Raw genomic sequence first — 19,638 nt, 5'->3', positions numbered from 1 at the left:
CATCGACAAGCATCGTTGATCTGTGCGGAGGGGGACCGATGTCCATCTCGTTCACCGCCACCCGGTGGCGCTTCGTGGCGCTGCTCACGGTCGGCGCCGTCGTCGGCGCGCTGCTCGGGGTGCAGCCGGCGCAGGCGGCCCGGCCGGGCTTCCGGATGCCGTTCCTGTGCGGCCAGACCTGGCAGGGCAACAACTGGAACGGGCACAGCCCGGCCCACGCCATCGACTGGAACCACTACGACGCGAACGGCAACCCCGACGACCTCGGCCGGCGGGTGGTGGCCAGCGCCGCCGGCACCGTCCTGGAGTCGTACTACTCGACCACCACCGGCTACGGCAACACCATCGTCATCGGGCACGGCGACGGCTGGCGCACCCGCTACGCCCACCTCAGCGAGCGCCTGGTGGCCGAGGGCGCGAAGGTGGACCGGGGCACCGTCATCGGCAAGGTGGGCGCCACCTCGGCCAAGTACGACCTCAGCCCGCACCTGCACTACGAGCAGATCCACGACGGCAGCGTGGTCGTCTCGGTCGTCCAGGGCGTCACCTGGTCGGACTACCTCAAGCGCAACCAGACCAGCACCAACAACTGCTGACCGGCCCGGCCCGCCGGCGCTCAGGGCGTCGGCGGGCCGGTGTCCCGGTCGCCCCGCGCCGGGTCCTCCGGCTGGACCCGGTCGGGTTCGGCCGGGGGCATGGCGGGCGGTTGCAGCAGGGGATCGAGCAGGTTGAACTGCTCCACCGCCGAGTGCGGCCGGGGGCCACGCCGGCGTTGCTGCCCCGGGCGTGGCGGCGCCGCGTCCGACGACGTCCCCCGCTGGTGCGGCGGGCGTTCCTCCCGCGGCGACTCGCGCAGCGACTCCGGCATGCCGGCCGCGGGCGCGGCGTCGGCGCCCGCGGTCGGCCCGGCCGGGTGCTCGTCGGCGTACGCGGCCCGCCGCCGGTGCAGGTCACGCTCCCACTCCAGCGCGATGCGCTGGTCCCAGTACGGCTGGAGCAGCTTGCGGACCGGCTCGTCCAGGTGTACGGACACGTCCGGTTCACACCGGAGCGTGACATCCCCGTACGGGTACTCCCAGGGCAGCGCGTTCTCGCCGGTCAGTGCCGCCGCCAGCGCCCGGGCCACCGCCCCGGGGCGGTCTGGCGGGAACGGCGCGGCGCACCGCGCGGCGATCCGGCGCAGCCGGTGCATCGCGTGCGGCTGGAAGTAGTCCACATACCAGCCGAACACTTCCGGCCGCGCGTCGTCGGAGGACCAGGTGAACATGGCGTGGACCACGAAGTGGTAGACGTGCCCCTGGGCCGGCAACCGCAGCACGGGGGCGACCCGCCGCACCACCACGGTCACCGCCGGGCGAGCCGGCTCCTGGTCCGGCCAGCGCAACTGCCGCAGGACCGGCCGGGCCGCCGTCGACATCCGCGCCGCCGCGTGCCGCGCCGTCGCCCACCATTCCCGGGTACGCGCGAGCCACCGCTGCCACCGGTCGTGGGACGGCCCCTCCGCCGAGCTGGTCCCGCCGGCCGGGCTGGAGCCGGCCGCCGGTCCGCCGTGGTCGGCCGGGTTGGCATCGGCCGCCGGTCCACCGTGGTCCGCCGGGTTGACGCCGGCCGCCGGTCCGCCGTGGTCGGCCGGGTTGACGCCGGTCGCCGGTCCGCCGTGGTCGGCCGGGTCGGCGCCGTCCACCGCGCCGCCGGGCGCCGGGCTGCTGTCGTCCGCCCCGGTGGCGCGGGAGCCGTCGTCGGCGCCGGACGTCCCGGTCATCGCACCCCTCTCCGTCGCGCAGCCGCGGGTCCCCGGCGGCGCGGTGCGCGCCGGGTGCGGTCGGGCGAGGGGTGTGCGGCGGCGCCCGTCGGCGCTCCGCCGCCCCACGCTAACAAGTCGGCGCCGCGACGGAGGGCAGCCGCGCGGGCGGCACGATCCGGAGGGGACGCCCACGGCGGCCGCACGGGACCGGGGCGGCCGTGCCGGGAATCCGGCCGACCGGCATCCACGGGCTTGCTCCTCACGCGGCGTCATGTCCCATAGTCGGTCGGGTGGAGGAGCACCTGACCGTGGGGCGGGTGGCGGAGTTGGCCGCCGTCAGCGTCCGCACGCTGCATCACTATGACCAGATCGGCCTCCTGGTGCCGTCCACCCGGACCGCGGCCGGGCACCGGGCCTACTCCGCGGCCGATGTGGAGCGGCTCCGGGAGGTGCTCGCCTACCGGCGGCTCGGCTTCGGGCTGCGGGAGGTCGCGGATCTGGTCGACGACCCGACGACCGACGCGGTCGCGCACCTGTGCCGGCTGCGTGGCCTGCTGTCCGACCAGCGCGACCGCGCCGCCGCCATGGTGGCGGCGATCGACCGGGAACTGGAGGCACGGGCAATGGGAATCAGGACAACCCCGGAGGAGCAGCTGAAGATGTTCGGCGCGCAGTTGTACGACACCATCGGATCGGCCTACCCGGCGACGCGGCGCACCGAGCCACGGATCGCCGCGCGGATCTGGGCGGCGTTGGGGGACGCCCGGACGGTGCTGAACGTCGGCGCCGGAACCGGCTCCTACGAACCACCCGACCGGGACGTCACGGCGGTGGAGCCGTCGGCGGTCATGCGGGCGCAGCGACCCGCGGGCGCCGCGCCGTGCGTGGCCGCCGCGGCCGAGAACCTGCCGTTCGAGGACCAGTCCTTCGACGCCGCGATGGCGGTCAGCACCGTGCACCACTGGCCCGATCCGGTGGCCGGGCTGCGCGAGATGCGCCGGGTGGCCCGCCGGGTGGTGGTGTTCACGTACGACGCCGACGACACCGGTTGGCGTCAGCGGTTCTGGCTCACCCGCGACTACCTGCCCGAGTTCGCGAACCTCCTCGTCGGCTGGCCGTCGCTGGCCGACCTGACCCGGGCGATCGGTGGACGGGCGGAACCCGTGCTCGTCCCGTGGGACTGCGCGGACGGCTTCTTCGAGGCGTACTGGCGCCGGCCCGAGGCGTACCTGGACGACCACGTCCGCCGCGCGGTCTCGGTCTGGACCCGGGTCGGACCGCAGGCCGAGCAGCGGGCGGTCAGCACCCTGCGCGCCGACCTCGCCTCGGGCCGGTGGGCCGAGCGCAACCGGGACATCGTCGCCCTGGACGCGGCAGAACTCGGGCTCCGCCTGCTGGTGGCCTGACGCGACGTACCCCCGGTGTGTCGTGGGCGGCGGGCCGCGCCGCTGGAGGGCTGCGACGGTGCGGAGGCCGGCGAGCTGGACGAAGATTTCGCGCCGGTCGATGGCCTGGCCGCGCCGGCCGATGACGTAGCCGGTCAGCCACACCCAGCCGGTGTATGTCGGCTTGGGACAGACCGAGACGACGCGGAAGGTCAGGGCGCGGTCGCCGGCGAACTGCACCGAGGCGCGACCGTCGATCCGCAGCAGGTCACCCGGTCGCGGTCGCACCGCTACCGGTGGCCCTCGTCCGGTGGCCGGCACTCGCGGGCGTGCATCGTCTGCCAGTCGCGCAGCGCCCGCCTGAGCCGCCCGTTCTCCTCGCTGAGCAGGCGAATCCAGTGGTGGAGGTCGGCCAGCTCGTCGGCGACCTGGGCCTGGAACTCGCGTACCTGATCGGGGTCGACGCCCCGGCGGCGCAGGTCGAACACGCGAATCCGCGCCTCGTGCGCGGTCAACCGGGCCGGCGGGCCGCTTACGTAGAGCTGGCCACCTCGATACACCTGGGTCACGACGGTCCTTTCGGGGCAGACGGAAGCGCGAAGGGTCGGTGCGGTGGGTCTGGAAGGGCGGGCCGTCCGCACGCCGGCCGCGGGCGGCCCGCCCGCTCCGCCGCCGCAGCTTTCAGCGGTACGGCAGTGGGGCAGCCCGGTGGGTCGGGACGGGCACACGCACCCGCCCCGACCATGGGGATGCCTCTGCTCCTTGTTGCCACGCAAGGGGGAGAGGCGGTCTTCAACTTAGCTGTCCCAGTCATCCGAGTCAAACGAAGAGTTGTTGCGGGGTGTCGTTGCGTGATCGAATTGGCGTGCCACGCAGGGGGAGTCATGCCGATCACCGCCGACTACATTCGTATCGCCGACGAGATCGTCGCCGACATCAGAGCCAACAAGCTCAAGCCGGGGGCCAAGCTGCCCTCGATCGCGCAGCTTGCCGCGACGCACAAGGTCAGCCCGTCAACCGTCAAGCAGGTCTACGTGCGGCTTGAAGCACTGCGGGTCATCTGGCGGCACCAGGGCAAGGGCGTGTTCGTCAACGACCCGAAGCTCTGGATGCGGGAGCCGTAGGTAGCGACCCGTCGGCGAGAACGGGCCTTACGGGTACCTCCGTCCCGTGAGCGGGACGACTAGAGTTTCCGCGTGATCGACCGGAAGCTGCTCCGGTCCGACCTGCGGAAGCAGGTCAAGGACCCGGCCACCGGGTATGCCAGTGGCACGGTGAGGTCGACCCGGAGCGGGACGCCGTCCCGGCGGACAGCTACGCCGGCTTCCGCGTCGAAACCACCGACCGCCTGCACGTCGCCGGCGCGGCGCTGGCCTCGTGGCGGCCAGCCAACGCGGTCCGTGGCCGCGGAGCCGAGCAGTGCCCGAGCGAAGGCCGCCGGTGTCCACCCCTTCCGCACGCCAGGAGCCGACGATGGTTAACGAGATTCAGCTGATCAGTGACGGCGATGGGCTGGCAGTCATCGGACCTCCGACGGCCGTCGAACGCTTCCTCGTCTCCGAGGGACTACCGTCGACGGACCTCGGACTTCCTCGGCTCGGGTCCGTCCTCAGTGCCGGGGCCGCCGCGGCACAGACGGGTTCCGAGATCGCCGCCCACTCGGGCCGCTGGGTGCAACTGACCAAGGAGTCCGCACAGCTCGTCGACAAGTTCGGTCTGATGCCAACCAGGACGCCAGGGGTCAGCCACGCGATGGTGGGGAATCCGGGTTCGATCCAGAAATGGCTCCAGATCTCGTCGAAGGGGCCCGGCGCGATCGCGGCCAACCCGGCGATGCTGGCCGGTGCCGCGGGGATCATGGCGCAGCTTGCGATGCAGCAGAGCATGAAGGAGATCACCGACTATCTCGCCACGATCGACGAGAAGGTCGACGATGTGCTCCGCGCCCAGAAGGACGCCGTGTTGGCCCGCATGATCGGCGTGGGTTTCGTGATCGAGGAGTCGATGACCATCCGCGAGCAGCGCGGCCGGGTCGACGAGGTCACCTGGTCGAAGGTGCAGGGCGCGCCCGCGACGATCGCGGAGACCCAGGCGTACGCGTTGCGTCAACTCGACGCGCTCGCGGAGAAGCTGGAGCGCAAGACCACGATCGGTGATCTCGCCAAGGCGGCCAGGGAAGCGGAGTCCAAGGGGCAGGAGTGGCTCGCTGTCCTGGCCCGCTGCTTCCAACTGCAGGACGCGATCGCCGTGCTCGAACTCGACCGGGTGCTGGACGCGTCGCCGGGGGAGTTGGACGGGCACCGCCTCGGGCTGCGGGCTGCCCGGCAGAACCGGCTGGAACTCATCTCCCGGTGCACCGAGCGCCTGGTGGCCCGCATGGACGCGGCCGCGGGCCGCGCCAACGCCAAGGTGCTGCTGAATCCGATGGACTCGCCAGCCGTGGTAAAGGCGAGTAACCATGTGTCGACCGCCATCGTCGAGTTCCACGGGCGGCTCGGGATCGAGGGCGATCGACAGTCGTCGGAGGCGAGACGATGGACGGACGCGGCCAAGGAAGCGAGGGACAAGGCGCTCGAGACGGGAGCAGAGGGCGTTGGTGCCGCCCGACGCCTCGGCGACGAGACCCTCGGCCGAGCCAGATGGGCGACGGGCAAGCTCTCCAGCCGGATCGCCGAGCGAGCGCTCCGTCGGCGCGGCGACGATGAGGGACACGACGGGAAGGACTGAAACCGTCAATTGCGGCGGCCTGCACCCGCGCGACGAGCACGGCGCCGGGTGGGCCGGCATGAGAGCGGCGAGATCGGCGTAAGTGGTCCAGCCCGCGTCTGCCCCGATCGGCCGTGCAGGTCTGACCGGTCACCCTCGGCACACCAGGCGGCATGACGGTATGCGCAGAGGGCGGCTTACGTGGGCGTGCCGATGCGTGCGGCGAAGCTTCGCAGCCCAGGCAATGTCCGGCGGCGGTCAGCGTCGAGCAGGGCGACGCTGAGCTGTTGTGCCCACGGCCGGTACCGGACCTCCTGGGGCGCGGTGCGCTCGGCAGCCAGCAGCGCGCGGAACGACTCCGCGTGCGCGCCACGGCCGTGCAGCGCCAGCGCGTAGTCCTCCCAGTAGCGGGCGCGTCGCTCGACGCTGCCCAACTGTTCGGGCCGCAGCGCGCGGGCGTACTGCACCGCCGCTCCGAAGTCGCCGAGCACGCGGGCGACGCTGATGCGGTAGAGCGAAACGTCGACATCCGCGAACCCGTCACCGGCCCTGCTCCGGCGCCCTGCCTCGGCGGCCTCGTCAACCAGGTCCCAGGCCGTGTCCCGGCGATCCTCGACCGCTGCCGTGTACGCGGCTGTCGCCAACAGCCGTCCGTACGTCGCAGCCTGCTCGGCTGATCTCAGCCCTGTCGCCTGGTCGAGGTCCTGCGCCGCGCGGATCAGAGTCTGCTGGGCGCGCTCTCCGTGGCGGGTCCGCCGCAGCACGATCGCCGACACCCGCGCCGTCTCGGCGGACAGCAGCGGATCGTCGACGTCGCGGGCCGCCTGCGTGGCGCGGTCCATCGCCGACCATGCCATCGCGTCCTCGTGCAGTTTGACCAGCATCTGGATGGTCAAGTGATACGCCTGGGCCAGCGTGGTCGCCGCGGCTGGGCGTTCGTCGTCGGCCGCTGTCAGGTGACCGGCCGACGCCGCCGCTACCAACTGCGGCAGCCGAGCCGACAGCCTGGCGTAGCGGCAGGCGCGAAAGTCGGACCAGGCGGCGGTGAGAGCGGTGCGGACCCGAACCGGGTCGACCGGCCCGGCCGGCGCGGGACCGCCACCGAGCAGCACGTCTTCCAGGCTGGTGACGACGCGGCGCGGTGGCGAGGCCTGGACCGGCGGGTCTCCGGCGAGCGTGGAGCCGACCAGGCCGGCCAGCCCGCCGAGTACCTCACGCCGTCGCACCGGATCGTCTCCACCTTCACGCCGTGTTGCTTCACCGGGCACCCTATCGATTGGCGTGCCGGTTCGGCGCAACGCCGGGCCGTCAATGTCGGCGAGTCCGAAGAGTTCCGGTGGGATGTCGAAAGCCGCGGCCAGCCGTCGCAGCACGGTGACATCGGTCAGCCGCTGCCGTCCCCGCTCGATCCGGGACAACGTCGCCGCCGAGTAACCGCATCGCTCGCCGGCCTCGGATAGCGTCAGCCGCGCTGCGATCCGAGCGACACGCAGGAGCGCGCCGAAATCGCCGAGCGCAGCCGCCTGCCTGGCCTCCGGCAACTCGGACCACCGGCGCTCGACGCCCATGGCAGCCTCCCCGCCGACCCTCACCGTCGAGTGTTGGCCGTGAATCTCGTGTCACGCAAACTTCTTTCATCCGGCGCACCGATACGAGTCTTCAACGGCCCCGTCTGCTGTCCTCAATGGGAAAGCTGGACGAAACGGGGTCGACGGTGGGCGGCGTGGAAGACACGAGCAGAACGAGGCGAGCCGAAACGATCATCAGTCGTGCCTTCGCGGTTGGTGGAATCGCCGTTGTGGCGCTGGTGGTGATAGCGACAGTCGGCGGGGAATCGGCGGCGACAGCGGCCGTCGCCGCGATCGGCGGAATCGTCGCGGCCCTCGTCCGGCTCGCCGCGCAGTACCTCCGGCGGCCGGACCCGTAGGCGCGCCTGGTCACCGCGGGCCGTGGGAGATCAAGCGCGGGTGGGCAGGGGAGGTCTGGTACGCCGTGGCGCCCGCACTGCATCGACAAAGCTGCAACTGTGGATGTTCGGCTGGTGTCGACCGTCCCGATGGCCTGGTCGGATGGCAGGACGGACATCGCCGTTCGACGACAGGAGGGACCGTGCGCACACCATCGCGTGCGACGACGGGGGCCACCGCGCTGCTACTCGCGGCCGGACTGGTGCTCAGCGCGACAGCGAGCAGCCAGGCGGCACCCCGGGACGAGAGCCGGAGCCAGGCGACACCCGGGCACCTGCCCGGCGACAGCCACGACAGCAGGGCCCGGGACAACCGCACGGGGCGGACCGCCCCGACCGGCCGGCAACGGGACCGGGCCGCCGCGCTCGGCGCCCGGGTCCGGTGGACCGACTTCGGCACCCCGGCGAGCCTGACCCCGACCGACCGCCCGCTCGCCACCGGTCTGCCCGCCGACCCGGCGACCGCCGCGCGGGCGTACGTGGCGGCCAACCGCGAGCTGCTCGGGCTGACCGAGGCGGGGGCCGCGGCGCTGGAGCAGTTGACCGTCGCCCCGATGGGCGAGGGCGCGACCGTGCTGTTCCGCCAGCGCTTCGGCGACCTGCCGGCCGCCGTGGACGGCGTGCTCGCGGTCGGCGTACGCGACGGCGCGGTGTGGCACGTCAGCTCGTCACTGGCCCGGGACGGCGCGGCGCCGGCCCCGGCTACGCTCAGTGCCGAGCAGGCGCGGCGGGCGGCCGCCGCCGACGCCGGCCTCACCGACCCGACCTTCCTGCGGACCACGCTGGTGGCGGTGCCGACCGCCGACCGGGGCGCGCGGGCGGCGTACGAGGTGACCCTGGGCGCCGACCTCACCGGCGCCGCGCCGGCCGCGTACGCCAGCTATGTGGACGCCCGCGACGGCACCGTGCTGGTCCGCGAGGACCTGGTGGACCACGACGCGGACAACCCGTCCTGGGAGGTCTTCCCGAACTCACCGCGGGTCGACAAGTCCTCCGCCGACACCCGGGTGCGCTGGTGTGCCGCGCCGGCCGCCGGCTGCGCCGAGGTGGTCGGGGTGCCCGGTTCGCCGGCCTGGGACGTCGACCCGGCGACCGGGGCGTCCACCGCCACGACCCGGGGCAACAACGCGATCGCCGTGCAGAACTGGTTCAGCAACGACCCGTTCAGCGTGGGCACCGAGACCGCGACGCCGCGCCCCGACCGGAACTACGCCTACCCGTGGACCAACCAGTGGTACGAGCAGCGGTGCAGCCCGGACACCTTCACCTCGCCGCAGGCCAACGACATCGACGCGGCCCGGGCCAACCTGTTCGCGATGCACAACCGGATGCACGACTGGTCGTACCACCTGGGCTTCACCGAGGCGACCTGGAACCTCCAGCAGGACAACCTCGGCCGCGGTGGGCTGGGCAACGACGCCGAGCAGGGCAACGCCCAGGCCGGCGGCGTCAGCGGCGGTCCGCCCGGCTTCGCCGCCCGGGACAACGCCAACCAGATCACCCCGGGCGACGGGATCGCCCCGATCACCAACATGTACCTGTGGCAGCCGATCGCCGGCTCCTTCTACGCGCCCTGCGTGGACGGTGACTTCGACATGTCGGTGATCGCCCACGAGTACGGCCACGCGATCAGCAACCGCATGATCGCCGGCCCGAGCACCGGGGTCAGCTCGCCGCAGGGGATGAGCGAGAGCTGGTCGGACCAGCTCGCCATGGAATACCTCTACGAGCACGGGTACGCGGCGCCGGGCCGGCGCGGCTTCACCATCGGCGAGTACACCACCGGCGACCCGGACGCGGGCATCCGCAACTACAACATGAGCCGCAGCCCGCTGAACTACAGCGCGATCGACTACGACTTCGTCGGTCTGCAGGTGCACGCCTCCGGAGAGGTGTGGACCGCCACCAACTACGACATCCGGTCGGCCATGATGCGCCGGTACGGCGCCGGGAACCGGGCCGTGCAGAAGTCCTGTGCCACCGGGGCGACGCCGGTGACCGCCTGCCCGGGCAACCGGCGGTGGATCCAGCTCGTCTTCGACTCGTTCCTGCTGATGGCGGTGGGCCAGGTCAGCATGGTCGACGCCCGGGACGCGATGCTGGCCGCCGACCGGATCCGCTTCGGCGGCGCCAACCAGGACCTGCTCTGGAACGCGTTCGCGGCGCGCGGGCTCGGCGAGGCGGCGGCCAGCGCCGGCAACGCCGACGCCGACCCGAGGCCCGACTTCACTTCCCCGTACGCCAAGGAGGGGGTGCTGCGCTTGCGGCCGGTGGACGCCGGGCTGGTGCCGGGGGCGCAGCTGTTCGTCGGCCGCTACCAGGCGCGGGCCGTGCCGGTCGCCGACACCGACGCGGCCACCCCGCTGACCGACGCGGTACGCCTCGTGCCCGGCCGCTACGAGTTCGTGGTCCGGGCGCCGGGCTACGGGCACGTCCGGGTCGGCCCGGTCACCGTCCGGGCCGGCCAGGTCCGTGACCTGCCGGTCAAGCTGCGCCGCAATCTCGCCTCGGCCGCGTCCGGCGCGACGGTCGGCGGGGACGGGGTCAACCTGGGCCTGATCGCCGACGACGACGAGAACACCAACTGGGCCTCGCTGGGCGCGCCGGTCGCCGGCCGGCAGGTCACCGTGGACCTGGCCGGCGGCGTGCAGCAGGTCCGGCGGGTGCAGGTCAGCGCGATGCTGCGCCCGCCGGTGGTGGGGGACGCGGACGCCGGCACGCAGAGCCGGTTCTCCGCGCTGCGCCAGTTCCGGGTCCTCGCCTGCACGGCGAAGGGCGCGGTGACCTGCACCCAGCCGGGCGACTTCCGGGCCGTCTACACCAGTCGGGCGGATGCCTTCCCGTCGGTCGCGCCCCGGCCGCGCGCCCCGGAGCTGATCATCCGGTCCTTCGACATCCCGCGGACCAAGGCGACCCACCTGCGGGTCGAGGTGGTAACCAACCAGTGCACCGGCGCGCCGGACTACGCCGGTGAGCAGGACGCCGACCCGCGGGCGGCGACCGACTGCGCCACCGCCAGCCCGCAGGCGCAGAACGTGCGGATCGCCGAGTTCCAGGCGTTCGCGCAGTAGGCGACGGGTGCGGGCGGGCACGGCCCGCCCGCACCCCTTGCCACGCATCGCCAAACATCACTACATTGGCCGACGGGCGCCGCCGTACGGCGGCTTGCACGTCCCCGCCCGAGCCGGGCAGGTCCGCGCGCGTTCCCGCGCGTCGGCACGCGAGGTCCCCGCAGCTTCCGCACCGCCGGTCCCGCGACCGGCGGTCCGTTGAGAGGACCCCGATGAGGATCTCCCACGCCCGTCTCGCCCCGGTGGTGGCGGTCGCCACCACCCTGGCCGCCGCCGTCGTCGTCACCCCGCTGGTGGCCGGTCCGGCCGCCGCCGCCCAGGGCTGCCAGGTCGACTACCTGCCCAACGTGTGGCCGGGCGGGTTCACCGCCACGGTCCGGGTCGCCCCCGGCGACACCGCCGTGAACGGCTGGACGGTCACCTGGACCTACCCCGGCGACCAGCGGATCACCGGCGCCTGGAACGCCGTGGTCAGCCAGTCCGGCGCCACCGTCACCGCCCGCAACGCCACCTGGAACGGCAGCGTGCCGGCCGGCGGCGCCACCGAGTTCGGCGTCCAGGGCACGGTCGGCGCGAGCGCGCCGGCGCCGACCGCCTTCGCGCTCAACGGCGTGCCCTGCAACGGCGCGCCGCCGTCGCCGACGACCTCTCCGACGACCTCGCCGACCGTCTCGCCAAGCCCGACCGTCTCGCCGAGTCCGACGGTGTCGCCGAGCCCCACGATCTCGCCGAGCCCGACCAATTCGCCGAGCCCGACGATCTCGCCGAGCCCGACCGGGCCGCCGCCGGCCGGCTGCGCCGGCGCGGTGCTCTGCGACGGCTTCGAGAACCAGACCGGCACCGCGCCGGCCGGCGACTGGAGCGTGGTGCACCCGGACTGCTCGGGCACCGGCACCGCCACCGTGGACACCGCCACCGTCCACAGCGGCACCCGCTCGGTGCGGGTCAACGGTGGCGGCAACTACTGCAACCACGTCTTCATCCGGGCCAACCGCGACCTGTCCGGGGTCGGCGCGGTGCGCTACGGCCGGCTCTGGGTCCGGCACAGCACGGCGCTCCCCGCCGACCACGTCACCCTGCTGGCCATGAACGACGCCGCGGACGGCAACCGCGACCTGCGGATGGGTGGACAGAACGGCGCCATGCAGTGGAACCGGTCCTCCGACGACGCCACCCTGCCCGAGCAGAGCCCGGCGGGGGTGGCGTTGAGCGTGCCGCTGCCCACCGGCCGCTGGTCCTGCCTGGAGTTCATGGTGGACGGCGGCACCGGGCAGCTGCGTACCTGGCTGGACGGGGCCGCGATCACCGGGCTGACCGCGGACGGCGTGCCCACCCACGACATCGACGGGCAGTGGTACGGGCGTACCTGGCGACCGGCGCTGACCGACCTGAAGCTGGGTTGGGAGAGCTACGGCGGGGCGTCGGACACCCTCTGGTTCGACGACGTGGCGCTGGGCAGCAGCCGGATCGGCTGCTGAGCGCGAACCGGGGCCGGGCCGCCGCGCCCGGCCCCGGGCCACCCACCCGGTATTCACCCGCCGGTGCGGCACCGTTTTCCCCCGGGACCTTCCGGTGGGCGGCGATCACCGCCAGACTGGGCGCGACCGACGCAAAGACGTCGGTCGATGTCGTCGTATCCGGACAGGGAGGACCCCTTGACCACGCCTACGACCCCGCTGCCCGCCACCGGCTCCCGCGTACGCCGCATCCTCGGCGCGCTCACCCTGCTCACGGCGATGGTCGCCAGCGCGCTCGTCGGCCCCTCGGTGGTGTCACCGAGGCTCGCCGAGCCCGCCCAGGCCGCCGTCTACAGCTCGTGCACGATGACCCGCTGCGTCGACGCCCGTACCGCCCGCTCCGGTTGGTCCGGCAAGAGCTTCCCGACCAGCCGGGGCTGGTACTCGTGGAGCGGCGGGCAGTGCAACTTCGCCGGTGGGCAGTTCTACAACCGGGAGGGGCAACTGCCCACCGGCGCCACCTACTACGAGTACGACGTCTATCCGCGCGCCTGCGGGGCGTCCCGCGACGCGTACCGGATCGTGGTGAACCGGAGCACCGGGGTGACCTGGTTCTCGCCCGACCACTACGCGAACTTCTACCGGCTCTGACCGGCCGCCGCCCGGGCCGGGCCGCCCCGCGCGGTCCGGCCCACCCGGCGGGAGAGGAGGCACCCAATGGCTGCCCACCCGGCGGGCTGGCTGACCATCACAGCCGGACCGGCCCTCGATCCGGCCGGACGGGCCCTCGATCCGGCCGGACCGGCCCCGGAGTCGGCCGGACCCGCCCCGGTGCCGGCCGGCGTGGCGCTGGCCGGGGCGGCCGCCCGGAACCGGGCCGGCCTCTTCGACGCGCTGACCGCCGCGCTGGCCCTGCCCCACTGGTTCGGCCGCAACTTCGACGCCCTGGCCGACGTGCTGGCCGATCGGCTCGACGCCGGACCGCTCACCCTGGAGGTCCGCGACGCCGGGCAACTGCTGGTCGACGAGCCGCCCGCGCAGCTCGGCATCCTGCTCGACGTGCTCGGCGGGGTCGCCTCCGGCGGGCGGTACCCGCTGCGGGTGGTGCTGCGCGAGCCGGCCGACCGGCTCCCGGCCCTGCACCGGCGGCTCACCGCGGCCCGCGACGGCCGCGACGCGCCCCCGCCCGCCGGCTGATCCCAGCCCGCCGGCTGATCCCCAGCCCGCCGGCTGACCCCCGGCCCGTTGACAACCCGCCCGCCGCGGCGGCGGTCAGTTCGGCTGGTCGAGGATGGCGCTGAACCGTTCCTCGGCGAGGTCGAGCTGGGCGAAGATGTGCCGCTTCACCGGCGCGGAAAGCGGCGTGTCCGGCCGGGCGATCAGGTCCCGGAACACCGGCACCAGCGGCCGGTACTTCGCCGCCGACCGGGCCACCTTCGGCCCGGTGGTGTGGATCACGCCAACGCCGTTGTCGGTGAAGTCGGACACCTTGATCACCCGGGCCCACGGCTCCCGGTCCAGGCTCGCCGCGACGTGCTCGCAGTACTGCACGTGCCGGTCCCGCCCCGGGTCGTACGCCGGGTTGGTGACCGCGCCGACCAGGCGGGCCACCCGTGGGCCGAACCGGTCGGCCAGCACGGCCAGCGCCGCCCCGGTCGGCTCGGCGGTCTCCGGCCCGGGGCCGGCCGTACCCAGCCCCGGGTCGGCGTCCGTCATCGGGCCGGCGGCGTCCCGCCCCGGGGTGGCGAGGTCCGTCATCCGGCCGGCGGCGGCCAGCTCCGGGTCGGCGCCGGACGGGCACCGCCGCAGGCCGGCCAGCTCCACCGGGTGGTCCTCCACCGTGTCGTGCAGCAGGCCCGCCACGATCACGTCCACGTCCCGCACCTGGTAGTGGTGCATCATCCGGATCGCCACCCGCAGCAGGTGGTTGAGGTACGGCTCGCGGACCCGGCGGTCGTCGCGGTGCAACGTGGCGGCCAGTTCCTCGGCGGCGGTCAGCCGGCCCCGCGCGGTCTCGTCGAACGCCTCGATCTCCAGCCGGAACCGGGCGCGCAGCCCGGGCTCGCCGTGGATTTCGGTGATCGCGTGCATCGGCATGGTCGCCAGGTAGGCGGGGAACTCCATGCGTCCCTTATAGCTGATCTTCGCTACCGGCGGGGCCGCGCGGTCGGCCACCCGACCGCCGTCAGCCGGCGCCGAGCCGCTTGACCAGGCGCACCGTCGTACCCTCCGGGGTGCCCTGGATGGTCGCCTCGTCCATCACCCGCGCCATGATCAGCCGCCCCCGGCCCCGGTCGGCGGTGTCCCCGCCGGCGTCCTCCCGCCAGCTGCCGTGGTCGCTGATCTCGATCTCCAGCAGGTCGCCGCGCAGCTCGGCGCGGACCGTGGTGATCCCCTCCGGGGCGAACCGGTAGCCGTGCTCGATCGCGTTGGCGCACGCCTCGCCGGTGGCGATGAGGACCGTCTCGACGTCCCACTCGTCGACGCCGAGCCCGTGCAGCCAGCGTCGCAGCCGCTCCCGGGTGGGGGCGAGCTGCCCCGGGTCGGCCGGCACGGTGAGGGTGAGCACCTGGCCGGATCGTGGCCGGGACGGTGCGACGGCGTCGCTGCCCACGACACCCTCCATCTCCGGCCCTCCTGTCCCCGTGTCCGCCGCCGTGCCCGGCCGCCCAGCGGCGCCGTCCGTGGCCCGTCCCCGGCTATTGTCCCCGGTCACCCTGGGCTTCATTCCCCGACCCGGCGGTTCGAACCGGGATCCGGCCCGGTGGACCCGCGCCGGGCCCCGGGCGGACTGGCCCGGGGCACAATCGGCGTATGGACCGGGTGCTGGACCTGCTCGTGGGGCTGCCGCCCGCGCTGGTCCTGGCGCTGGTCTTCCTGCTGCCGGCGCTGGAGGCGTCGACCTTCCTCGGCCTGCTCGTGCCCGGCGAGGTGGCGGTGCTGGTCGGTGGCGTGCTGGCCCACGAGGGGCGGCTGCCGTTGTGGGCGGTGATCATGGCCGCGGTGGCCGGCGCGGCGCTCGGCGACCAGGTGGGCTACCAGGTCGGCCGTCGCTACGGCCGGCGGCTGCTGGCGCGTACGCCCCGGCGCTTCGTCCGGAGCGGGGAGCTGCGGCGGGCGCTGGACCTGGTGCGCCGCCGGGGCGCGACGGCGGTGGTGGTGGGGCGCTGGGCGGCGGCGCTGCGCGCGCTGGTGCCCGGGCTGGCCGGGCTCAGCGGCATCCCCCGGCGCGCCTTCACGCTGGCGAACCTGGCCGGCGGGACGCTCTGGGCGGTGGTCGTGGCGGTGGCCGGCTACCTGGCCGGGGCGTCGTACCGGCTGTTGGAGCGGCGGCTCGGCTGGGCCGGGGAGGCGGTGCTGGCCGTCGTGGTGCTGGTGGTGGCCGCCCGGATCGTGGTCAACCGGCGGGCCGCGGCGCGGGAGCGGGCGGCACCCGCCGGCCGGCGCTGACCCGCCGCGCAGGGAGCAGGCCAAGAAGCTTGCCAAGCTCCTGCGGAGCACCGATCAGGAGGTGGCCCTGGCTTTGACCGCGGCGCCCTCGATGACCACCTCCAGACAGTCGCGGAACAGGTCGTCCACGGTGCGGCCGGGTTGGAAGTATTCGGTGATGGCAGCGACCGCGGTCGGGTGCTGTTCGGTGAAGGTGGCCATGTCGAAGTTCTTCAGGGCGTCCGCGTCCGGGCGGGGGGCCTGTTCTTCGAGGACGTGGCCGACCGTGAAGCGCTCGACGGTCAGGACGATCACGCGGGCCTGCCGCAGCGGGATGCCGCGTGCCACCAGGGTGCTCATGGCGAGTTCGGAGATCGCGGCCATGGTGCGGGAGAGCTGGGAGGCGGAGATGACGCGGGCGCCGTCCGGATGGGCGAGCAGTGCGCGACGCAGCCGCTCGGCGAGGCCGCGTAACCAGTCCTGCCAATGTTGATCCGGCTCGGGTGGTGACAGCTCGCCGAACTGCTGGTCGAGGATCGCGTCGGCAATCGCGGTGACCAGGGCCGCCTTGTTGGGCAGATGCCAGTAGAGGGTCGGCGATTGCACGCCCAGTCGCGCGGCGAGTTTGCGGGTCGTCACGCCGTCGAGGCCCTCGGCGTCCAGCAGGGCGACCGCCTCGGCGACGATCCGCTGTCGGTCTAGCGCCAATTTCGGTACCTCCCGCCGGCACTCTATCAGTGCTAGATTCCCTCTATCACTGATAGAGACGGAGGCGGCGATGACAGACAAGCGCTCGTTCGGCGGCCTGCTGCACTGGGCGACACATCGCATTCGCGGAGTGCCCAGGCACGCCGAGCGGCCGGCCGGACACCAGGGCACGGCGGTCCACGGCCGGGCGCGGCGCCCCGTTGGCGTCGCGGCTCACCCTTCGCTGAACCACCGGTGGAACCACTCGCCCGCCCGCCCTGCCCGGTTCATGCGGTCCTGGCAGCGTCGGGTCGCGACGTTCTTCGGCCGGGAGCTGTGATGAAGGCGGCGGTGTTGCACGAGGTCGGTGGCATCCCTCGTTACGAGGACTTCCCGGACCCCGTGGCCGCCGACGATGAGGTGGTCATCGACGTGAGGGCGGTCGCGGTCGAGAACGTCGACAAGCGCATCGCGGCCGGCGCGCACTACGCGAGCCGGCAGTACACCGCACAGCTGCCGGCGATTCCCGCCTTCGACGGCATCGGCGCGTTGCCGGACGGCACCCTGGTCGGGTTCGGCAACCCACGCCGGCCCTATGGTGCGCTCGCCGAAAAGACCGTGGTGCCCAAGGGCGCGTACGTGCCGATCGCCGTGGGCATCGATCCGGCGATCGCCACCGTGCTGGGTACGGCGATCACCGGCATGTCCATCAAGACCGCCGCTGGCTTCGTCTCGGGCGAAACCGTGCTCGTGCAGGGCGCGACCGGGGTCGCGGGGCGCCTCGCAGTGCAGGTGGCCCGGCTGCTTGGCGCCGGGCGGATCGTCGCGACCGGCCGCGACGACGACCAACTACGTGAGGTGCAGATCCTTGGCGCCGATGAGGTGATCAACACCGCCGTACCGGACGAAGCGCTGACGCAGGCATACCTCGATGCCAAGGGGGATGGCTACGACGTCGTGCTGGACTACCTCTGGGGCCGCCCCACCGAGATCCTGCTGCGGTCGCTGGTCCCGCAGACATTGGCGTTTTCGAAACCGACCCGGCTGATCCAGATCGGCGAGTCCGCCGGCGCTGCGCTCGTCCTCCCTGCCGAGAGCCTGCGCACCTCCGGGGTCGAGATCTACGGCGCGGCCAGAGGACTCGGCCCGCAGACCATGCATGAGGTGTATGAGCAGGTCGTGACGTGGGCGCTCGCCGGCGAGCTGACCTTCGACGTGGTGAAGGTCCCACTGAGCGATATCGAAACCGCCTGGCAACGTACCGATCTCCGGGGCAGCAGGCTCGTCATTGTGCCGTGACAGGTCCCTCGGCCGATCACTCGCTTCGAGGACTGCCCCAACTACGGTGGAAAACGGCAACGCGAGCGCCTTTCCGGACCCTGCTTGGGACTTCTATCTGACTCTTCTGCTGCCCGGCTGGCTCTGCCTGCCGGCCCGGGGTGGCGACCTGCCGGGCCGGCGTCCCGAACGGGACGCCGGCCCGGATCTCGCTTCGGTCGGTCAGCCGCTGATCCGGCCGGTACCGGCGCCGGCGGTCACCGTCGACTTCACCGTGCTGGCCGCGTCCAGGGTGTAGGCGTACGGGACGGCGGCCACGCTGCCGGCCGTCTGCGGGGTGCCCGAGTTGACGTACAGGTTGTTCCGCTCGACCAGGTTGCCGGCCGGCGAGGAGCCCTCGCCGACGTGCGTCGGGTCGGTCATGTTCTCGAAGGAGTTCCCCTCGACCAGCACCCCGGCGCCGCAGGTGGTGGCGATGCCGTAGCTGTAGGACGGGTTCGCGGTGTTCACGTAGTAGTTGTTGAACACGTGCACCGGGTTGCCGAAGCGCACCCGCGGGTTGCGCTGGAAGCAGTTGCTGAACGCGTTGTGGTGGTAGGTCACCTTCAGCTTGCCGGTGTCCTCGCCGGAGTTGCTGTCGCTGTGCCCGACCAGCGAGCACTTCACGTGGTCGTGCAGCCGGTTCCAGGAGACGGTGACGAAGTTGGACCCGTGGGTGATGTCGAGCAGGCCGTCGTAGTAGTCGGTGCCGCTGGTGGTGTCGCTGGACAGGTCGTTGTGGTCGATCCAGACGTTGGTGGAGTTGTCCAGGTGGATGGCGTCGCCGTTGCCGACGCCGGCGCGTACCTTGGCGATCTTCAGGTTGCGGATGATGATGTTGCGGGCGTCCCGCAGGTTGAGGCCGCAGCCGGTCAGCCCGGCGCTCGACCCGACGCCGATGACCGTCTTGTTCGAACCGACCCGGATCTCGGTGGCGCAGGTGAACGCGCCGTTGACCCGTACCGTGGTCGCGGTGTCGCCGGCCACCGCGTTGGCGAGCGCGGTCGGGTCGCTCACGGTGACGGTGCCGCCGCCGGCCCCGCCGGTGGTGCCGCCGTTCTGGGTGGCCCAGCCGACCAGCCCGGTGGTGGGCGGCGTGCTCGTCGGCGGCGGCGTGGTCGGCGGGGGCGTGGTGGGCGCCGTCGTGGTCGGCGCGGTGGTCGGTGCCGAGGTGGTCGGGGTGCCGCCGGCGCCGTCCACCACGACGTCGTCGAAGACCGCGCTCGCGTACGCGGTGACCAGCGCGATCCGCCCGGCCGAGTAGGCCGTGTCGGTGCCGGCGCCGATCCGGGCGCCGTTCACGAAGCCCGTGATCGTGCTGCCGGTGGCCTCGATCCGCAGCGTGTACCAGGTGCCGGTGGTGACGGCCAGCGCGGCGGAGCCGAGCACGCTGAGCTGGCTGCCGTTGACCATCTGGAGTTCGGCGCGGCCCGCGTTGGTCAGCGCCAGCCGGTACATCTTGGTGGAGCTGGTGGAGCGGGACGCCAGGCCGACCAACCGGTTGCCGCCGTTGAACGACAACGGCTTGACCCGGGCCTGCACCCGGTAGTCGGTCCAGCCGGTCTGGCCGGCGAAGGCGCGGGCCAGTTCGCTGGCGTTGTTGCCCTGCCGGTAGGCGGGGGAGCCGTCGGTGACCACCGACCAGTCCCCGCCGGACTTGGACCAGCCGTCGGCGTTGCCGTCGTCGAAGGTGTCGGTGAACAGGGTGGCCGCGGCGGCGTTGCCGGCCATGCCGACGGTGAGCAGCAGCGCGGTGAGGCCGGCGCCGGCCGTGGCCAGCAGACCTCGATGGTGGTGTCGGAGTCGCACGGTGCTTCCTCCTGTGCTGGTGGGCGCGAGGCCCGGGGACGGGGTGGGGGGGTGTCCCTATGGGTTT

18 protein-coding genes are annotated in these 19,638 nt (G+C 73.1%); 11 read left to right on the top strand and 7 right to left on the bottom strand.

Annotated features, from left to right (window positions below; translation table 11 throughout):
- The first annotated feature begins 38 nt into the window (after nucleotides 1-38).
- Nucleotides 39-596, top strand: a complete 558-nt coding sequence (locus LQ51_RS02460; protein WP_082159234.1) for a M23 family metallopeptidase — start codon at nucleotides 39-41, stop codon at nucleotides 594-596.
- Nucleotides 597-616: 20 nt separating this feature from the next.
- Here the strand turns inward: LQ51_RS02460 and LQ51_RS02455 are convergent, their stop codons facing one another.
- Nucleotides 617-1,762: a hypothetical protein gene (locus LQ51_RS02455; protein ID WP_052744732.1), complete on the bottom strand. Its 1,146-nt coding sequence runs from the start codon at nucleotides 1,760-1,762 to the stop codon at nucleotides 617-619.
- Between the two features lie 272 nt (nucleotides 1,763-2,034).
- Between LQ51_RS02455 and LQ51_RS02450 the strand changes: the two genes are divergently transcribed.
- Nucleotides 2,035-3,150, top strand: a complete 1,116-nt coding sequence (locus LQ51_RS02450) for a MerR family transcriptional regulator (RefSeq protein WP_046562975.1) — start codon at nucleotides 2,035-2,037, stop codon at nucleotides 3,148-3,150.
- Between the two features lie 269 nt (nucleotides 3,151-3,419).
- Here LQ51_RS02450 and LQ51_RS02445 read toward each other — a convergent pair whose 3' ends face one another.
- Entirely contained in the window at nucleotides 3,420-3,698 is a 279-nt protein-coding gene (locus tag LQ51_RS02445; protein ID WP_231605222.1) for a DivIVA domain-containing protein, read from the bottom strand.
- A 315-nt stretch (nucleotides 3,699-4,013) separates the two neighbouring features.
- Here LQ51_RS02445 and LQ51_RS02440 point away from each other — a divergent pair, with 315 nt between their 5' ends.
- Entirely contained in the window at nucleotides 4,014-4,253 is a 240-nt protein-coding gene (locus LQ51_RS02440; protein ID WP_046562974.1) for a winged helix-turn-helix domain-containing protein, read from the top strand.
- A 349-nt stretch (nucleotides 4,254-4,602) separates the two neighbouring features.
- The gene (locus tag LQ51_RS02435) at nucleotides 4,603-5,856 is read left to right on the top strand and encodes a hypothetical protein (protein ID WP_046562973.1); all 1,254 of its coding nucleotides are present in this window, start codon (nucleotides 4,603-4,605) and stop codon (nucleotides 5,854-5,856) included.
- A 176-nt stretch (nucleotides 5,857-6,032) separates the two neighbouring features.
- Here the strand turns inward: LQ51_RS02435 and LQ51_RS02430 are convergent, their stop codons facing one another.
- Nucleotides 6,033-7,403 carry a helix-turn-helix domain-containing protein gene (locus LQ51_RS02430; protein WP_046562986.1) on the bottom strand — a complete coding sequence of 457 codons (1,371 nt, stop codon included), beginning with the start codon at nucleotides 7,401-7,403 and terminating at the stop codon, nucleotides 6,033-6,035.
- Nucleotides 7,404-7,519: 116 nt separating this feature from the next.
- Between LQ51_RS02430 and LQ51_RS02425 the strand changes: the two genes are divergently transcribed.
- The 5 genes from LQ51_RS02425 to LQ51_RS02405 all read left to right on the top strand — a co-directional run bounded on the left by LQ51_RS02425 (nucleotide 7,520) and on the right by LQ51_RS02405 (nucleotide 13,526).
- Nucleotides 7,520-7,762: a hypothetical protein gene (locus LQ51_RS02425; protein ID WP_046562972.1), complete on the top strand. Its 243-nt coding sequence runs from the start codon at nucleotides 7,520-7,522 to the stop codon at nucleotides 7,760-7,762.
- Nucleotides 7,763-7,944: 182 nt separating this feature from the next.
- Nucleotides 7,945-10,872 (top strand): M36 family metallopeptidase, encoded by a 2,928-nt coding sequence (locus tag LQ51_RS02420; protein ID WP_046562971.1) that lies wholly within the window; start codon nucleotides 7,945-7,947, stop codon nucleotides 10,870-10,872.
- A 212-nt stretch (nucleotides 10,873-11,084) separates the two neighbouring features.
- On the top strand, nucleotides 11,085-12,350 hold the full coding sequence (locus LQ51_RS02415; RefSeq protein ID WP_046562970.1) for a cellulose-binding domain-containing protein: 1,266 nt from the start codon (nucleotides 11,085-11,087) through the stop codon (nucleotides 12,348-12,350).
- Nucleotides 12,351-12,527: 177 nt separating this feature from the next.
- Nucleotides 12,528-12,980 carry a ribonuclease domain-containing protein gene (locus LQ51_RS02410; RefSeq protein WP_369799813.1) on the top strand — a complete coding sequence of 151 codons (453 nt, stop codon included), beginning with the start codon at nucleotides 12,528-12,530 and terminating at the stop codon, nucleotides 12,978-12,980.
- 66 nt (nucleotides 12,981-13,046) lie between these two features.
- Nucleotides 13,047-13,526 carry a barstar family protein gene (locus LQ51_RS02405; protein ID WP_082159233.1) on the top strand — a complete coding sequence of 160 codons (480 nt, stop codon included), beginning with the start codon at nucleotides 13,047-13,049 and terminating at the stop codon, nucleotides 13,524-13,526.
- Nucleotides 13,527-13,601: 75 nt separating this feature from the next.
- Here the strand turns inward: LQ51_RS02405 and LQ51_RS02400 are convergent, their stop codons facing one another.
- Nucleotides 13,602-14,453, bottom strand: coding sequence for an HD domain-containing protein (locus LQ51_RS02400; protein WP_046562968.1), 852 nt, complete (start codon nucleotides 14,451-14,453; stop codon nucleotides 13,602-13,604).
- Nucleotides 14,454-14,514: 61 nt separating this feature from the next.
- Nucleotides 14,515-14,955 carry an ATP-binding protein gene (locus tag LQ51_RS02395; RefSeq protein WP_046562967.1) on the bottom strand — a complete coding sequence of 147 codons (441 nt, stop codon included), beginning with the start codon at nucleotides 14,953-14,955 and terminating at the stop codon, nucleotides 14,515-14,517.
- 188 nt (nucleotides 14,956-15,143) lie between these two features.
- Here LQ51_RS02395 and LQ51_RS02390 point away from each other — a divergent pair, with 188 nt between their 5' ends.
- On the top strand, nucleotides 15,144-15,779 hold the full coding sequence (locus tag LQ51_RS02390) for a DedA family protein (protein ID WP_046562966.1): 636 nt from the start codon (nucleotides 15,144-15,146) through the stop codon (nucleotides 15,777-15,779).
- 54 nt (nucleotides 15,780-15,833) lie between these two features.
- Here the strand turns inward: LQ51_RS02390 and LQ51_RS02385 are convergent, their stop codons facing one another.
- The gene (locus LQ51_RS02385) at nucleotides 15,834-16,466 is read right to left on the bottom strand and encodes a TetR/AcrR family transcriptional regulator C-terminal domain-containing protein (protein WP_046562965.1); all 633 of its coding nucleotides are present in this window, start codon (nucleotides 16,464-16,466) and stop codon (nucleotides 15,834-15,836) included.
- 318 nt (nucleotides 16,467-16,784) lie between these two features.
- Here LQ51_RS02385 and LQ51_RS02380 point away from each other — a divergent pair, with 318 nt between their 5' ends.
- Complete coding sequence (locus LQ51_RS02380) at nucleotides 16,785-17,744, top strand: quinone oxidoreductase family protein (RefSeq protein ID WP_046562964.1); 960 nt, start codon at nucleotides 16,785-16,787, stop codon at nucleotides 17,742-17,744.
- A gap of 201 nt (nucleotides 17,745-17,945) precedes the next feature.
- Here the strand turns inward: LQ51_RS02380 and LQ51_RS02370 are convergent, their stop codons facing one another.
- Nucleotides 17,946-19,571, bottom strand: a complete 1,626-nt coding sequence (locus LQ51_RS02370) for a pectate lyase family protein (protein WP_046562962.1) — start codon at nucleotides 19,569-19,571, stop codon at nucleotides 17,946-17,948.
- Nucleotides 19,572-19,638 lie beyond the last annotated feature (67 nt).

It is taken from the genome of Micromonospora sp. HK10, from assembly GCF_000982955.1.
Taxonomy (GTDB): domain Bacteria; phylum Actinomycetota; class Actinomycetes; order Mycobacteriales; family Micromonosporaceae; genus Micromonospora.
Note: the sequence above shows the minus strand (reverse complement) of the source record. Positions and strands in the feature narration are given on the sequence as shown.

What these genes read in the sequence shown, in the direction of transcription:
- LQ51_RS02460 (WP_082159234.1), top strand. Translation starts at nt 39, where the DNA reads ATGTCCATCTCGTTCACCGCCACCCGGTGGCGCTTCGTGGCGCTGCTC.
- LQ51_RS02455 (WP_052744732.1), bottom strand. Translation starts at nt 1,762, where the DNA reads ATGACCGGGACGTCCGGCGCCGACGACGGCTCCCGCGCCACCGGGGCG.
- LQ51_RS02440 (WP_046562974.1), top strand. Translation starts at nt 4,014, where the DNA reads ATGCCGATCACCGCCGACTACATTCGTATCGCCGACGAGATCGTCGCC.
- LQ51_RS02435 (WP_046562973.1), top strand. Translation starts at nt 4,603, where the DNA reads ATGGTTAACGAGATTCAGCTGATCAGTGACGGCGATGGGCTGGCAGTC.
- LQ51_RS02430 (WP_046562986.1), bottom strand. Translation starts at nt 7,403, where the DNA reads ATGGGCGTCGAGCGCCGGTGGTCCGAGTTGCCGGAGGCCAGGCAGGCG.
- LQ51_RS02425 (WP_046562972.1), top strand. Translation starts at nt 7,520, where the DNA reads ATGGGAAAGCTGGACGAAACGGGGTCGACGGTGGGCGGCGTGGAAGAC.
- LQ51_RS02415 (WP_046562970.1), top strand. Translation starts at nt 11,085, where the DNA reads ATGAGGATCTCCCACGCCCGTCTCGCCCCGGTGGTGGCGGTCGCCACC.
- LQ51_RS02405 (WP_082159233.1), top strand. Translation starts at nt 13,047, where the DNA reads ATGGCTGCCCACCCGGCGGGCTGGCTGACCATCACAGCCGGACCGGCC.
- LQ51_RS02400 (WP_046562968.1), bottom strand. Translation starts at nt 14,453, where the DNA reads ATGGAGTTCCCCGCCTACCTGGCGACCATGCCGATGCACGCGATCACC.
- LQ51_RS02395 (WP_046562967.1), bottom strand. Translation starts at nt 14,955, where the DNA reads ATGGAGGGTGTCGTGGGCAGCGACGCCGTCGCACCGTCCCGGCCACGA.
- LQ51_RS02390 (WP_046562966.1), top strand. Translation starts at nt 15,144, where the DNA reads ATGGACCGGGTGCTGGACCTGCTCGTGGGGCTGCCGCCCGCGCTGGTC.
- LQ51_RS02380 (WP_046562964.1), top strand. Translation starts at nt 16,785, where the DNA reads ATGAAGGCGGCGGTGTTGCACGAGGTCGGTGGCATCCCTCGTTACGAG.